This window comes from Corynebacterium lactis RW2-5 (genome assembly GCF_001274895.1).
GTDB classification, from domain to species: Bacteria; Actinomycetota; Actinomycetes; order Mycobacteriales; family Mycobacteriaceae; genus Corynebacterium; species Corynebacterium lactis.
In genome coordinates this window covers 2,484,742-2,498,532 of record NZ_CP006841.1, presented here as the reverse complement: position 1 = coordinate 2,498,532, position 13,791 = coordinate 2,484,742, and the positions used below count along the sequence as shown (strand labels likewise).

Sequence of the window (13,791 nt, the reverse complement as noted above, 5' to 3'; positions counted from 1 at the left end):
ACGTAGATGTTTTGAATTATTTTTCGTAAAGGAGGCGATGCACCATGACTCAACGCGAATGGGCCGAGAAGGACTATTACGCTGACCTGGGCGTCTCTAAGTCTGCGTCACATGACGAGATCAAGAAGGCCTACCGCAAGCTCGCCCGGGAAAACCACCCGGACAAAAACCCCGGCAACCAGGCCGCGGAGGACAAGTTCAAGCGCGTGTCCGAGGCCTACTCCGTAGTCGGTGACGAGGACAAGCGCCGTGAGTATGACGAGCTTCGCTCCGCACTCGCCGGTGGCTTCCGATTCCCCGGAAGTAGCGGAACGGGCGCCGGCGCAGGTACCCGAAACTTCGATTTCGACGTTTCCGACCTCTTCGGCGGTGGCTTCGGTGGAGGTTTCGGCAGCGCCGGAGCCGGTGCTGGTGCCGGGGCCGGCAGCGGTGGGCTCGGCGACTTCCTCGGAGGCTTTGTTAACCGGGGTGCCGCCGGAGCCGGTGGTGGCGGCCGACAGAAGGCGCGTCGTGGCGCGGATGTGGAAACCGAGATCACACTCGACTTCCGCGAGGCAGCCCAGGGCGTGACCATTCCTCTGCAGCTCACCAACCCGTCGCCGTGTACGAACTGCAACGGCTCCGGTGCTGCGCCGGGAACCCACCCGGTGACCTGCACGACCTGTAATGGCAGTGGCTTCACCAAGGAACAGAAGGGCGCGTTTGCTTTTTCCGCGCCCTGCCCGGACTGCGGTGGCCAGGGTACTCGCATCGAGCACCCGTGCCCGGAATGCAACGGAACCGGCGTGACCACGCGTCGTCGCACCATCACGGTCCGCGTCCCCGCGGGCGTCGTCGATGGCCAGAAGGTACGTCTCGCAGGCCAGGGTGAGGCTGGCCTGCGCGGACGCCCGGCAGGTGACCTGTTCGTCACCGTCCACGTGCGCCCAGACGAGGTCTTCACCCGCAGCGGCAATGACCTCGAGGTAACCGTTCCCGTGAGCTTCGGCGAGCTGGCGCTTGGCGGAACCATTACCGTTCCGACGCTGGGCGACAAGATCCGCGTCCGCGTCCCGGCCGGCACTGCCGACGGCAGGACTCTGCGGGTGCGTGGCCGAGGAATCCCGAAACGCAACGGCACCCCCGGCGACCTGCTGGTGACCGTGCGCGTGAAGGTTCCGAAGAACCTGGACGATAACGCCACTTCGGCCTTGCGCTCCTACGTGGAGGCCGAGCGGGCCAGCGGGTTCAACCCCCGCGAAGATTGGGCCGGAGCGAAGTAATGGCTGACAGCAACGCGGAAGTTTTTGTCATCTCGGTCGCAGCGAACCTAGCCGGAATGCACGCGCAGACCCTGCGCAACTACGACCGGCTCGGGCTGGTTACGCCGCAGCGGACCTCGGGTGGCGGGCGTCGCTACACCAAGCGCGACGTCGCGCTGCTCCGTGAGATTCAGCGGCTCAGCCAGGAAGAGGGCGTCAATCTCGCCGGGATCAAGGCAATCATCGACCTGACTCAGAAGGTCCACGACCTCGAGCAGGAAAACTCCGAGCTGAAGGAGCAACTCAGCCGGGCCGAGGCGCAGCGCGGAAGGCCCCGCGGCGAGCTCGTCCACGTCCCGCGCACAACCGCCGTCGTGATGTGGAAACCGCGGTCGCGGCGCCGCCGCGAACGTGACTCGTAGTAGGGCGGGCACGCTAGCAGCTCCAGCGCACCTACGTCGGCTGCCGCAGCCACCTCCGGGTCTCTCGCGTGAAGATTTCATCGTCGAAGTAGTGGGTCGTATGCGCGCGAAATAGCGGTTCTAATCTGGGGCGCACCGCAAACTCAGATAGAGTCTGTGCCGACTCGTACCAGGGCCGGTTCAGGTCCATCCGGTGCGCGCCGAAGTCATCATCGATCGGGTCGATGCCGTGGACCCCGGCATTCGCGGCGATGCGAATCGGATCGGCAGGGGACGTAGCCACCGCCACGCGGTGGCTATTTTCTTTGCTCTCGTGCGCGGTGCCATCGCTGCGCAGCAGTTTCATCTGCTCAGCGCTGCGCAACCCCGGCCCCACGCCCGGCGACGCAATCAGCAGCACCCGATCCGCATAAAGTCCCCGGCCGAGAGTCGACTGGGCCGCCACCGTCGCCCCGTAGCTATACCCGGCCACCACCTGCTCGTGCGGACGCCCCCTTGCCGAGAGCTCCGACTGCAGATGCTGTAGTCGCTCCGCAGCCCGGTCGTGGTAGTCGGCCTTCGCTGCCTCGGTCAGCGCGGGCGGAGCGTCGTAGGAAAACAGCACCACGGCGACATCCTCCCTGGGCCGACCCGACGCATCGAACATCGCTGAGACGCGACTGAGCTGCTCATGCGCCCCGGCCGCCGAGGAACCGGTGCCCGGCACGAGCGTGATAACCGTCTTCGCAGTATCGACGTCCCCGAACGCAATAGCGGAATGCCCCGGCGAGGACTCCAACACCCGCGCTGCGGGAAGCCCCAGCGACCGGGCGGCATCGGCCATTGCAGGGGAGAGGGCCAGCGACTCCGCACTGTCACCGTCTCCGACGCCCCCGCTGCCCCCGGGCGTCCCCGCCTCCGGCGCATGCGAATCAAAGGGAACGAAAGCCGCTATCGCGGCGCCGTAGACCTGGTCAATCTCGAGGACGCGAGCTAGCGCCTCCGAAATCCGGCGCTGGCAGCGCTCGACCAGCCGCAGCATAAGAGCAGGGCCCGCAGCCTGCGCCTGCCCCTTGCCGACAGGCCCCTCGGCCACGTGCCCATCGACTGGGTCTACCGAAAGTCCCAGCCTGTCCGCCTCCGCCACCGCGTCCCTCAACCCGGCCACCGCAGCGCCGAGCTTCACGGAGGCCTCCTGGCACGAGTCCGCGATCCTGCCCAGCGCCAGACTGCCGCGCCGCAGCTCCGCCGCACTTTTCGAAGCCGCGCCCTCGGCACTCACGCGGTTGGCCCCGTCGAAGCTGTCGGTGCCAATCGACCCCAGGGCGCCGAGAATCCCGTCGGCCGCGGCATCCAGCGCGCGGCCGTTTACCTGCAAAGACCGCCCCACCCGCGATAGCGACGCGGCATCCCATCTCAGCGCCTGTGTCAGCGTAACCATCAGCGCGGAGATCCCGCCTGAGATCCGAGAACATCACCGAAACCACGGGACTGCTCTTGCTGATGGGCCGTGGTGGCGTCGGCAAGCGAATCGGCTGCGAAGGCGAGCCCCTCGATAGCGTGCGCGGCGGAGGAGAGGGAGGAGGCCCACGCGCCGGAAGCCTTCTCAATTGCCGAGGCGAGCAGCGAGCCGGGCAAGCAGCCACTGACGGAAGCGCGTTCTGGGGCGGCCGACACCAAAGCCGAAAGACCCGAGACGCGGTGGGAAATACCCTGGTAGGTGCGGGAAAGTTCTAAAAGTGCGGCGGCGGAAGCCGTGATGTGTTCGCTCATGGACTCGATTGTGCGGGGCGTACTGGGCGTCGCGGAAGGGGGCGACCTCGAATCTGTGGATAACTCGCGCGGGAGAACACCCCTGTGGAAAACCTCCGTGCTAATCCGCAGGAGCCGGTAGCCTGTAGGACATGCGTATCGCACTGGCACAGTTGGAGCTTTCGGCAGAGGTCTCTGAAAACCTCGAGGCAGTCAAGGAAGCCATCGCGCGGGGTGCTGCGGACGGCGCCGACCTGATCGTGTTCCCGGAGGCCACCATGAAGGCCTTCAACACGGGCAGGCTCGACACCGTTGCTCACGACTCCAGCGAGGACTTCGCGCGAGAAATTGCGGAGTTTGCCCAGACCAAGCAGGTCAGCGTGGCCGTCGGCATGTTCCGTCCGGCGGACGAGGTCGAACGGGACGGCAAGACCCGCCGCCGCGTCTACAACTCGCTGCTGCTCGCCTGGCCGGAGGAAGACGGCCCCGGAGTCGAGTTCTACGACAAAGTTCACCTTTTCGATGCTTACGGCTTCCGCGAGTCCGACACGGTCGCGCCGGGCACCTCGCAGGTCGTGTGCGATATCCCGCTTGCCGACGGCTCCTCGGTCGCAATCGGCCTTGCCACCTGCTTCGATATCCGCTTCCCGGAGCAGTTCGTGGACCTCGCCGGGCTTGGCGCGGATGTGATTGTGTTGCCGGCCTCGTGGAATGACGGGCACGGCAAGGTGCAGCAGTGGCAGACGCTGGTGGCGGCCCGTGCGCTGGACAGCACTTGCTTCGTGGCGGCCACGGGTGCCGCGCGTCCGGGCGGCGCGGCGAAGGCAGGAAAGGCCGAGGGGCCGACGGGTGTTGGGCACTCGATGCTGGTCGGCCCGGACGGCGGCGTGATCGCCTCCGGCGGCTATGATCCGCAGTTCATCGTGGCGGATATCGACCTGGCGGACCTGGCTAGGGTGCGCAAGGAGATTCCGGTGCTGGAAATTCGCCATGGGGATTAGCGGATGAAGCTCACCGTTGCATCGCTGGCGCGGCGGCCGGAGCTGGGCCTGACCCTGCTGGCGGCTGCGGAGGCCGCCGAGGTAACTCCGGTGGAATGGGCGCACGCAATCGACCGCGTTGACTCCGACAAGTGGATTGCCCCGGGCACATTCGTGATGACCGCCGGCTACCAGTTCCCGGAGGATTCGCAGGGGCAAAAAGGTCAAATTGAGGCGCTGCGCAAGGCCGGAGCCTGTGCGGTCGCGGTCGACACGGGAGGCCGCTGGGAGCAAGTGCCCCGGGCCCTCGTCGAATATGGGGAGGAAACTGGCTTCCCGGTCTTGGCCATTGCCGCGGAGATTCCCCTGGCCACCGTGGTCCGCGCCGTGGCCGAGGACATTACTGCGGCGCGAGTTCGTCAGCTGACGGATCTCATCTCAGCTCAAAACGACCTGGTCTCGCTGCTGCTGCGCGAGGGGCTGGAGGCGGTCGCTCTACAGCTGGCCAAGTCCCTGGACGCGGTGGTCGTGGTCACCGACAACTACGGGGTGCGCCTTGTCGAAGCCTCGGCGAAACCGGTCGAGGAGCAGAACGTTTTCGAGCGTGTCACCCCGGCTCCGCCGTACTCGCCGCAGGTGGGGAGGTCGGTGCTTAACCCGCGGGGCAGCAGAATCGTCTCGCCGCTGAACGGCGCATTTGTGAGGCAGGGGGCGCTGGTGGTCGACGCGGCGCGCTACTTCGACGAGTCCGACCGCCTCCTGGTCAGCTTCGCGGCGGCGATTATCTCGCTGTCGACTTCGCGCAGCCTGGCCGTGCACGAGGCGGAGGAGCGACTCCGGCAGCAGGCGCTCATCGGTATCCTGTCGGGAGAAACCCCGGACGCCGACCGGCTGGGTCTCTTCTCTCTGCGCCCGGACGCGCAGGTCACGGCGCTCTTCCTGACTGGAATTGCCGCGCGGAAGCTGGACTCGATTCGGCTCTCGGAGGAACTCCACGGCCTCGGCTGGAAGTTTCTCTACGCGGCCAGGCCCGAGAAATCGGGGTACGCAATCGTCTGCGCCGGAGATATGGGCCGGGGTCGAGAACACCCGGGTGTAATGACTCTGTACGAGAAGATCCGCCGGGTCCATCCGAACGTGCGTATCGGCATCGGCAGCGCGGTCCCTCTCGCTGAGGCCGCGTTGTCCCTCAACCAGGCCGAGGTCGCTGTCCCCAAGGACCTTGCGGGAGGGGCCGTCCGCGCTATCGCCGACCTGCCGGCCCACGACCTGATCCTGGGGGCAATCGCGGACTCGAACGCGCTCGAGCTGCTCACCGGCGGCGCGTATCGCCAGCTGCGTGAACACGACCAGGCCAACGGCACGAACCTGTTGGGCGCCGCCCGCGCCTTCATCGACGCCAACGGCCGCTACGAAGCCATGGCGCGGTCCATGGGAATTCATCGCCAGACGGCGAAAGCCCGGGCCGACCAGGTGGAGGATGTCCTCGGAAAACACCTGGATGACCCGGACCTACGTGCCGAGCTGTGGTTGGCGTTCAAGGCCTCCCACTTCCGCACTCACTAGACCATTTCGCTATAGCTCACTGCAGCCTCGGCGGTGGCGTCCGGTACGTCGCCGGGGTTGCCGAGAAAGTCAGCGGATTGCGCACGCTCGGAACTCCGTCGATCTCGACCCTCGGGGCCAGCCCCAGCTCGTCCGCGAACTCGAAGGCTTCCTCCACATTGTTGACCGGGCCCGCCGGGACACCGACGTCGGAAAGCAGGCGGAACCACTCGTCCGCACCGCGCTGGGCGAGCAGTTCCACGATGACTTCGCGCAGTTCAGCGCGGTTTTCCACGCGTGCGTGGTTGGTGGCGAACTTTGGATCCTCGGCGAGCTCCGGGCGGCCCAGCACCCTCGCGAAACGCACGAATATGGAGTCGTTTCCGCCGGCGACAGCCAGCTTGCGGTCGGCGGTGGGGTAGACCTCGTAAGGGCTAATCGACGGATGCTTGTTGCCCATCGGCGCTGCGACCCTCGCCGCGCCGAGGAACGCAGAAGCCTGGTTGACCAGCGAGGACAGGGAACAGGACATCAGGTCCGTCTTGACCTGCTGCCCGACTCCCGTGCGGTCGCGGTGGCGCAGCGCTGCCATGATGCCGTACGCCAGGTGTAGGCCGGTGATGACGTCGACAAGCGCGACTCCGACCTTGACCTCCTCGCCGGGGCCGTTACCAGTGACCGACATCAGTCCGCCGACGGCCTGGACGACCAGGTCATACCCGCCGAGGCGGGCGCCCTCGCCGTCGCCGAAACCGGACAGTGACGCGTAGACCACGCCAGGGTTCTTCGCGGAGACCTCTTCGTAGCCGAGGCCGAGCCGCTCCATCGTGCCGGGGCGGAAGTTCTCGATCACCACGTCGGCGCGCTCGCACAGCTCGTGCGCCGACGCGAGCCCCTCGGGGCTGGATAGGTCGATGGACACGGAGGACTTGTTCCTGTTCACCGACGTGAAATAGGTCGCCTGCCCGTCGGGGCCGTACGGCGGGCCCCAAGAGCGGGTGTCATCGCCGACGCCCGGGCGCTCGACCTTGATTACCTCGGCGCCGAGATCGGCCATCATCATCGTCGCGTACGGGCCCGCGAGCACGCGGGAGAAATCCGCGACGACCAGGCCCTCTAGTGCGCCTTCGCTCATCGTGGCCACCTTCCTAAGTAGACGGTCGTGGTGTGCGTGAAGAATTCCCGAGCGGCCCGGCCCTGCTCCTTCGGGCCGTAGCCGGAGGCCCCTGCGCCGCCGAAGGGCACGTGGGGGTCGGCGCCCGCGGTCTCGGAATTGACGTGCAGGATGCCGACGTCCAGGCGGTCGACGGCGTTGAACGTCGCGGCCAGGGAGTCGGTGAACACCGCGGCGGACAGGCCGTACTCGCCGAACTCCGCGGCCTCGAAGGCCTCCGCGGCGTCGTCGACAACCAGGAAGCTAAGCACGGGCGCGAAGAGTTCCTCGTTCCACAGGTAGTGGTCGCGGTTCGGAACCTCCACGATGGTCGGCTCCAGGAAGTAGCCGCCCTCGCAGCCGACGACCTCCGGGATATTGCCACCCACCAGAAGCCTCGCGCCCGAGGTGGAGTCCGGGCCCGCGTGCTTTTGGACCGCGGCCAGCACCTCGTCGCGGTTGCGGGCGTCAATCATCGGGCCCATGGACACGCCCTCGGCCAGCGGGTCGCCGGTGACGCGACTGGCCAGCTGGCTTTTCAGCTCAGCGAGGAAGTCGTCGGCCACCTCGCGCACGACCGCCACGCGGGACGTCGCCGTGCATTTTTGTCCGGTGGAGTTGAAAGCGCCGTTGAGGACCTGGGTTGCCGCATGCGGCAGGTCGGCATCGGCAAGCACGACGGCCGGGTTCTTGCCACCCAGCTCAGCCTGGACCGGGATGCCGACCGAGGCGCACCGCGACGCAATCATGCGGCCGACGCGCGTGGAGCCGGTGAATGTCAGGGCCGAGATGCGCGGGTCGGACTGCATTGCGGACGCCTCGGCAGAAGGTGCGATGACCAGGTTCAACACGCCAGCGGGAAGTCCTGCCTCGTCGAGCGCCTGGGTCAGGCGGACGGCAAGGAGAGGCACAGAGTGCGCGGGCTTCCACACAATCGTGTTGCCGTGGATCAGTGCCGGTGCAGCCTTCCACGCTGGGATAGCGATGGGGAAGTTGAACGGCGTGATCATGGACACCACGCCCACCGGCTTGCGGACAACCTCGATGCGTTCCCCGGCTCGCGGCGAGTGGTAAATCTCCCCGGCCTCACGGACGGCCTCCGTGGCCTGGAAGTCCAGGATCGCTGCGGCGCGCTGAACCTCGCCGATGCCCTCGGGCGCCGTCTTGCCCTCCTCCGCGGAGAGCTCGCGGCCCCACTCCTCGGCATTAGCTCGGAGAATCTCGGCGGCGCGGGTCAGCACCTTCGCGCGCTCGGCGTAGGGGAGGGACCCCCAGCCGGCGGCGGCCTCGGCGGCGGCATCGATGGCTTGATCCACCTGGGCCGACGTCGCAAAGCGGCCTGCGGCCACGACGACATCCGGGCGGGACGGGGACACCGAGGACAGCGAGTCACCCTCGCCGGCGACCCACTGACCGCCGATGTAATGAGTTAGCAGTGCTGTCACCGGAACGCAGCCTCCCCGGTCAGAGCGTTGCCGAGAATCAGCTGGTGCATCTCGGCGGTGCCCTCGTAAGTGAGGACGGACTCGAGGTTGTTGGCGTGGCGAATCGGGGAGTACTCGGTGGTGATGCCGGAAGCGCCCAGCAGCGTGCGGCAGGTGCGGGCGATCTGGATGGCCTCGCGGGTAGAGTTCAGCTTGCCCAAGGAGATCGACTCGTGCGGCAGCTTACCCTCGTCCTTCAGACGGCCGAGCTGCAGCGCCAGCAGGATGCCCTTGTCCAGCTCGAGGACCATGTCGGCGAGCTTGGCTTGGGTCAGCTGGTAGGAGGACAGCGGCTTGTCGAAGACCTGGCGCTCCTTGACGTACTCCAGAGTCTGGTCGATGCAGTCGCGGGCGGCGCCGAGAGCGCCGAACATGATGCCGAAGCGGGCCTCGTTCAGGCAGGACAGCGGGCCGCGCAGGGAGTTGACCTCGGGCAGGCGGGCCGAGTCCGGCACGCGTACGTTGTCCAGCACCAGCTCGGAGGTGATCGACGCGCGCAGCGACATCTTGCGGGCGATGTCGTGCGTGGTGAATCCCGGGGTGTCCTTCTCCACCAGGAAGCCGGCGTAGCCGTCGTCAGTTTTCGCCCAGACCACGGCGACATCCGCGAGCGAACCGTTGGTGATCCACATCTTCGAGCCGGAGATGACCCAGTCGTCGCCGTCGCGCTTGGCGTAGGTGCGCATGCCCGCCGGGTTAGAACCGAAGTCCGGCTCGGTCAAGCCGAAGCAGCCGATGGCCTTACCCTCGGCCATCTGCGGCAGCCACTGCTGCTTCTGCTCCTCGGAGCCCCAGCGGTGGATTGCGTACATGGCCAGCGAGCCTTGAACCGACACGAAGGAACGAATACCGGAGTCGACAGCCTCCAGCTCCATGCATGCCAGGCCGTATGCGACAGCCGAGGTGCCCGCACAGCCGTAGCCGTCCAGGTGCATGCCCAGCACGCCCATCTGGCCGAAGACTGGGCCGAGGTCGCGCGGGATGGTGTGGTCCTCGAACCAGTCCTCGATGTGCGGACGCAGGTCGCGGTCACAGAACTCGCGGACGGTGTCGCAAATCTGGCGCTCCTCCAGGGTGAGCATGTTGTCGAGGCCAATGAGCTGGGTCGGGGTGTAAGTAGCCATGTGAATCTAGATCTCCAATTCTTGAGGTAGTTGCTCTGGTCAGTGAGAAAGTCTTGTTTTTCTTCCGCTTGCCGACGTCACGGGCGCCGGCCTTACCGGGCCTGCGTGGGGACCCGGCGGCGGGCACGCTTTTTACAGGGCCAGCTGCTCGATGACCACGTCGAGGGCCTCGTTTAGTAGCTCGTCGGAAATGCTCAGCGGGGGTAGGAATCGCAGCACGTTGCCGTAGGTTCCGGCGGTAAGGACCAGCACGCCGTTGCTTTCGCAGGCGCGGGCGACTGCGCCGACCTTTGCCGCGTCCGGGGTCTTGTCCGAACCTGGTACGACCACCTCGACGGCAATCATCGCGCCGCGGCCACGGACATCGCCGATGGCCGGGTTGGTCTCGGCGGCCTTGCTCAGGCGGGAGGTCATGATCTCGCCGATCTCGTGGGCGCGGGCCGGAAGCCCCTCCTCCTCGCACTGGCGCAGGACCTCGAGCGCTGCAGCGCAGGCGACGGGGTTGCCGGCATAGGTGCCGCCGATACCTCCTCGGTGCGGGGCGTCCATGACCTCTGCGCGGCCGACGACCGCCGCGATTGGGTAGCCGCCGCCGAGGCCCTTGGCCAGCGTCATCAGGTCCGGGACTACGCCCTCGTGGTCGCAGGCGAACATGTCACCCGTGCGGGCGACACCGGTCTGGACCTCGTCCGCGACGAAGAGGATGTCGCGCTCGGAGCAGAACTCGGAGAGCTTCTTCAAAAAGCCTGCGGGCGGGACAATGAAGCCACCCTCACCCTGGATGGGCTCCAGCACGACGCAGGCGATGTTCTCGGCACCGACCTGCGCATCGACGATCAGCTGAAGCTGCGCGAGAGCTTCTGCCGAAGCCTCCTCCGGGGTGCCCGGCCAGCGGTAGGAGTAGGGGCTCGGGGTGCGGTAGACCTCGCCGGGGAAGGGGCCGAAGGACTTCTTGTACGGGTTGTTTTTCGCCGTCATGGCCATGGTCATGTTGGTGCGACCGTGGAAAGCGTGGTCGAAGACGACGACACCGGACTTTCCGGTGGCGGCTCGGGCGTACTTCACAGCGTTCTCGAGTGCCTCAGCGCCAGTGGAAAACAGTGCGGCACGCTTGGCGTGGTTACCCGGGGTGATCTGGGCCAGCTTCTCGCACAGTGCGAGGTAGGACTCGTAGGGCTGATTCAAGAAGCAGGTGTGAGTGAGACGCTGAGCCTGGTCGTTTGCCGCTGCGACGACGCGCGGGTCTGCATTGCCGACAGTGGTAGTCGCGATGCCGGAGCCCAGGTCGATTAGCCGATTTCCGTCGACGTCCTCAACGATGCCGCCGCCGGCGCGGTATGCCCAAGTCTGCTGCGCAGTGCCAAGCCCCTGAGGCAGGGCTGCCTGCGCTCGTGCGCTCAGCTCTCGCGAGATCGGGCCAGGAATCTCGGTGGCCAGATGGCGAGACTGCTCTACGGACTGCGCGGTAGTCCCAGAAGCTTCGGTAGCGCCGGTAGCTCCTGGTGCGGTGAGTGTCTGTGCTCCAGTCACGAGCTGCTCCTTTCACAAAATACGACGAGCGCGATGCGACTCGAAAAGGTTTTGCTTACCACAATAAAAATTGTGTTGCCCATCACTTTGGGGCAATGAATATGTGGCGCGCTATCGACAAAAGCGGGAAATTAAAAACTGAAAATCGCCGTTTTGGTGATTTTCTTGATGAGCTCCTCGGCATTAATGTGAGCGCAATCACTTCGTCAAGTGAACTAACTTATGTGAAGCAACTTACTTAAGTCAGTCCCAACACCGGTCACCGGCAATACCGAGGAGAGGCGGGAACTAATGACAACGATGAGACAGGGAACAGAAACGGGCAGCGCTACCGGGCCCGCAGTGGGGTCGGGGGAGCAAGGACCGTCGGCAAGCATTGAGGGCTGCCAGGGCAAGGAGCTGCGCGCAGACCTGTCCAAGAGGCACCTGACCATGATTTCCATGGGCGGCACGATCGGCGCGGGCTTCTTCGTCGGCCTGTCCGGCCTGATCGTGGTGGCGGGCCCCTCTGCGATTCTGACAACCGCGATTGCCGGCATCATCGTCTACCTGGTGATGCGCATGCTCGGAGAGATGGCGGTCGCCAGGCCCTCCACGGGTTCTTTCGTCGACTACGCGCGCATGGCGCTCGGTCGATGGGGAGGCTTCGCCTCCGGCTGGCTCTACTGGTACTTCTGGGTGATCGTCGCAGGAATCGAGGCGGTCGTCGGCGGAGAACTGATTGCCCGATGGATGCCGTCGATTCCGGAATGGGTGACCTCAGTGGTCATCCTGGTGGCGATGATCGCGGTGAACATGCTCTCGGTGAAGAGCTTCGGCGAGGCCGAGTACTGGTTCGCAGGCATTAAGGTCGCCGTCATCATCGCATTCATCATCGCTGGAGCGGCGTTCGTTGCGGGCCTGTGGACCGGCACGACCGACCACGCGGCGCAGGTCTCCAACCTCTGGATTCACGACGGATTCACGCCCAACGGTGTCAGCGCCATTTTCGTCGGCGTGGTTACGGTCATCTTCTCCATGACGGGCGCAGAGCTGGTCACCATCGCGGCGGCCGAGTCCGCGCACCCGGCCGACGCAATCCGTCGCACGACTCAGACCGTCGTCGTCCGTATTCTGGCGTTTTTCGTCATCTCGACCGCGCTGCTGGTCACCATCCTGCCCTGGGATGACTACAAGGCGGGTGTGTCGCCCTTCATTACCGCGCTGGATGCGATGGGCGTGCCCTACACTGCCGATATTCTGAACTTCATCGTGCTGGTCGCGGTGCTGTCCTGCCTGAACTCCGGCCTCTACACGGCGTCGCGCATGATTTTCACGCAGGGACGCAATGGCGATGCGCCGGCTTGGATGACCCGCGTCAACAGCCGCGGTGTGCCCACGGGCGGCATTCTCTTCTCCGCGATTGTCGGCTTCCTGTGCATCGGCGCGGGATACCTCTGGCCGGACACTATCTTCCTCTACCTGGTGAACTCCTCCGGCGCGGTGGTCCTCTTCGTCTACGTTCTCATCGGAATCTCCCAGGTGAAGCTGCGTCCGCAGCTAGAGCGTGAGGCAGCGGCTCGAGGTGGCCTGACCTTCAAGATGTTCGGCTGGCCAATCATCCCGTCTCTGGTGACCGCACTCATCGTAGTCATCCTGCTGGCGATGGGAATCCGCACCGAGACCCGCGCTGAGTTCTTCCAGTCCCTGGTCAGCCTCGCGGTTGTCGTCGGAATCGGGCTCTTCCTGCAGAAGACCGGCATCAAGGGCCGCTACGAGGGCCTGCCGGCGACGCTGCCGAAGGGCGTCGACGAGGACGACTACTCCCCGGGCCGCGTCTACGAGAATCTGGACTAGCGAACCTACGCCCCGCGCCTGTGCTTTATATTCTTAAGCATGCTGCTGCACATTCTTTGGGTCATCGGAATCACGGCCGAAGGCGTGACAGGTGCGCTCGCTGCGGGAAGGCTCCGAATGGACCTTTTTGGTGTGTCCACCATCGCCTGCATGACCGCGATCGGCGGAGGCACACTTCGCGACGTAATCCTCGGGCATTATCCGCTCGTATGGGTAAAGAGTCCTCAATATCTGTTAGTAATCGTAGGCGCAGCGCTGGTAACTGTACTGCTCGCAGATTTCTTAATGAAACACTTTCGCACTGTCTTCCTGGTCGCCGACGCCATCGGCCTATCGGCGTTTTCCATTATCGGCGCCCGAGTCGCTATGGAAATGGGCCACGGAGTCATCATCGCCATAGTCGGGGCAGTACTGACTGGCGCATTCGGCGGCGTTCTTCGAGACCTGATGTGTGACCGGATTCCACTGGTGTTCCAAAAGGAGCTCTACGCTTCCATTGCGGTGGTTGCCGCTGTGCTGTACTACGCCCTCGATGTCGCCGGCCTACACGAGAACATCAACATCATTTGCGCAGTACTCTCGGCTTTGGTTATCCGGCTAGCCGCCATTTGGCGTGGGTGGTCTCTGCCAGTATTTGACTATCAGGGGCGTGACTAAGGGGACTGACCGCTAAAAGAATTCAGATTGGCTCGGCAAAAGCAGGTGGCGAAGCTAGCCTTTAAAATATCCGCAGGAGAAATTCTCA

At 65.2% G+C, this 13,791-nt stretch carries 13 protein-coding genes; 7 read left to right on the top strand and 6 right to left on the bottom strand.

All coding sequences use genetic code 11. The annotated features are described in order from the left end of the window. Positions 1–44: 44 nt before the first annotated feature. On the top strand, positions 45–1,262 hold the full coding sequence (gene dnaJ / locus CLAC_RS11050; RefSeq protein WP_053412965.1) for a molecular chaperone DnaJ: 1,218 nt from the start codon (positions 45–47) through the stop codon (positions 1,260–1,262). Further along, positions 1,262–1,663, top strand: a complete 402-nt coding sequence (locus CLAC_RS11045; RefSeq protein ID WP_053412964.1) for a heat shock protein transcriptional repressor HspR — start codon at positions 1,262–1,264, stop codon at positions 1,661–1,663. Before dnaJ ends, CLAC_RS11045 begins: the two co-directional genes overlap by 1 nt. A gap of 31 nt (positions 1,664–1,694) precedes the next feature. On the opposite strand, the gene CLAC_RS11040 is transcribed toward CLAC_RS11045, so the two are convergent. Next, a complete protein-coding gene (locus CLAC_RS11040; RefSeq protein ID WP_053412963.1) occupies positions 1,695–3,083 on the bottom strand; it encodes an alpha/beta hydrolase in 1,389 nt (462 codons plus the stop codon). Further along, positions 3,083–3,415: a hypothetical protein gene (locus tag CLAC_RS11035; protein ID WP_053412962.1), complete on the bottom strand. Its 333-nt coding sequence runs from the start codon at positions 3,413–3,415 to the stop codon at positions 3,083–3,085. Before CLAC_RS11035 ends, CLAC_RS11040 begins: the two co-directional genes overlap by 1 nt. A gap of 131 nt (positions 3,416–3,546) precedes the next feature. Between CLAC_RS11035 and CLAC_RS11030 the strand changes: the two genes are divergently transcribed. Both CLAC_RS11030 and CLAC_RS11025 read left to right on the top strand, forming a co-directional pair. Further along, positions 3,547–4,395 (top strand): nitrilase-related carbon-nitrogen hydrolase, encoded by an 849-nt coding sequence (locus CLAC_RS11030; RefSeq protein ID WP_053412961.1) that lies wholly within the window; start codon positions 3,547–3,549, stop codon positions 4,393–4,395. A gap of 3 nt (positions 4,396–4,398) precedes the next feature. Beyond that, positions 4,399–5,940: a PucR family transcriptional regulator gene (locus CLAC_RS11025; RefSeq protein ID WP_053412960.1), complete on the top strand. Its 1,542-nt coding sequence runs from the start codon at positions 4,399–4,401 to the stop codon at positions 5,938–5,940. A gap of 16 nt (positions 5,941–5,956) precedes the next feature. On the opposite strand, the gene CLAC_RS11020 is transcribed toward CLAC_RS11025, so the two are convergent. The 4 genes from CLAC_RS11020 to gabT all read right to left on the bottom strand — a co-directional run bounded on the left by CLAC_RS11020 (position 5,957) and on the right by gabT (position 11,210). Continuing rightward, positions 5,957–7,054 (bottom strand): CaiB/BaiF CoA transferase family protein, encoded by a 1,098-nt coding sequence (locus CLAC_RS11020; protein WP_053412959.1) that lies wholly within the window; start codon positions 7,052–7,054, stop codon positions 5,957–5,959. After that, on the bottom strand, positions 7,051–8,517 hold the full coding sequence (locus tag CLAC_RS11015; RefSeq protein WP_053412958.1) for an aldehyde dehydrogenase family protein: 1,467 nt from the start codon (positions 8,515–8,517) through the stop codon (positions 7,051–7,053). The genes CLAC_RS11020 and CLAC_RS11015 overlap by 4 nt, the downstream gene beginning before the upstream one ends. After that, positions 8,514–9,680 carry an acyl-CoA dehydrogenase family protein gene (locus tag CLAC_RS11010; RefSeq protein WP_053412957.1) on the bottom strand — a complete coding sequence of 389 codons (1,167 nt, stop codon included), beginning with the start codon at positions 9,678–9,680 and terminating at the stop codon, positions 8,514–8,516. Before CLAC_RS11010 ends, CLAC_RS11015 begins: the two co-directional genes overlap by 4 nt. A gap of 132 nt (positions 9,681–9,812) precedes the next feature. Next, the gene (gene gabT, locus CLAC_RS11005; RefSeq protein ID WP_082313387.1) at positions 9,813–11,210 is read right to left on the bottom strand and encodes a 4-aminobutyrate--2-oxoglutarate transaminase; all 1,398 of its coding nucleotides are present in this window, start codon (positions 11,208–11,210) and stop codon (positions 9,813–9,815) included. On the opposite strand from gabT, the gene CLAC_RS12750 reads away from it, so the two are divergent. From CLAC_RS12750 to CLAC_RS10995, 3 genes are read left to right on the top strand one after another with little or no spacing between them, the layout of a single operon-like run. Then, positions 11,198–11,452 (top strand): hypothetical protein, encoded by a 255-nt coding sequence (locus tag CLAC_RS12750; protein WP_156324842.1) that lies wholly within the window; start codon positions 11,198–11,200, stop codon positions 11,450–11,452. The two genes, gabT and CLAC_RS12750, sit on opposite strands and share 13 nt — an antisense overlap. A 49-nt stretch (positions 11,453–11,501) precedes the next feature. Next, a complete protein-coding gene (locus tag CLAC_RS11000) occupies positions 11,502–13,046 on the top strand; it encodes an amino acid permease (protein WP_245621876.1) in 1,545 nt (514 codons plus the stop codon). A gap of 39 nt (positions 13,047–13,085) precedes the next feature. Then, positions 13,086–13,703, top strand: coding sequence for a trimeric intracellular cation channel family protein (locus CLAC_RS10995; protein WP_053412956.1), 618 nt, complete (start codon positions 13,086–13,088; stop codon positions 13,701–13,703). Positions 13,704–13,791 lie beyond the last annotated feature (88 nt).

Coding starts and splice junctions, on each gene's coding strand:
- dnaJ (WP_053412965.1), top strand. CDS start 45: ATGACTCAACGCGAATGGGCCGAGAAGGACTATTACGCTGACCTGGGC.
- CLAC_RS11045 (WP_053412964.1), top strand. CDS start 1,262: ATGGCTGACAGCAACGCGGAAGTTTTTGTCATCTCGGTCGCAGCGAAC.
- CLAC_RS11040 (WP_053412963.1), bottom strand. CDS start 3,083: ATGGTTACGCTGACACAGGCGCTGAGATGGGATGCCGCGTCGCTATCG.
- CLAC_RS11035 (WP_053412962.1), bottom strand. CDS start 3,415: ATGAGCGAACACATCACGGCTTCCGCCGCCGCACTTTTAGAACTTTCC.
- CLAC_RS11030 (WP_053412961.1), top strand. CDS start 3,547: ATGCGTATCGCACTGGCACAGTTGGAGCTTTCGGCAGAGGTCTCTGAA.
- CLAC_RS11025 (WP_053412960.1), top strand. CDS start 4,399: ATGAAGCTCACCGTTGCATCGCTGGCGCGGCGGCCGGAGCTGGGCCTG.
- CLAC_RS11020 (WP_053412959.1), bottom strand. CDS start 7,054: ATGAGCGAAGGCGCACTAGAGGGCCTGGTCGTCGCGGATTTCTCCCGC.
- CLAC_RS11010 (WP_053412957.1), bottom strand. CDS start 9,680: ATGGCTACTTACACCCCGACCCAGCTCATTGGCCTCGACAACATGCTC.
- CLAC_RS11000 (WP_245621876.1), top strand. CDS start 11,502: ATGACAACGATGAGACAGGGAACAGAAACGGGCAGCGCTACCGGGCCC.
- CLAC_RS10995 (WP_053412956.1), top strand. CDS start 13,086: ATGCTGCTGCACATTCTTTGGGTCATCGGAATCACGGCCGAAGGCGTG.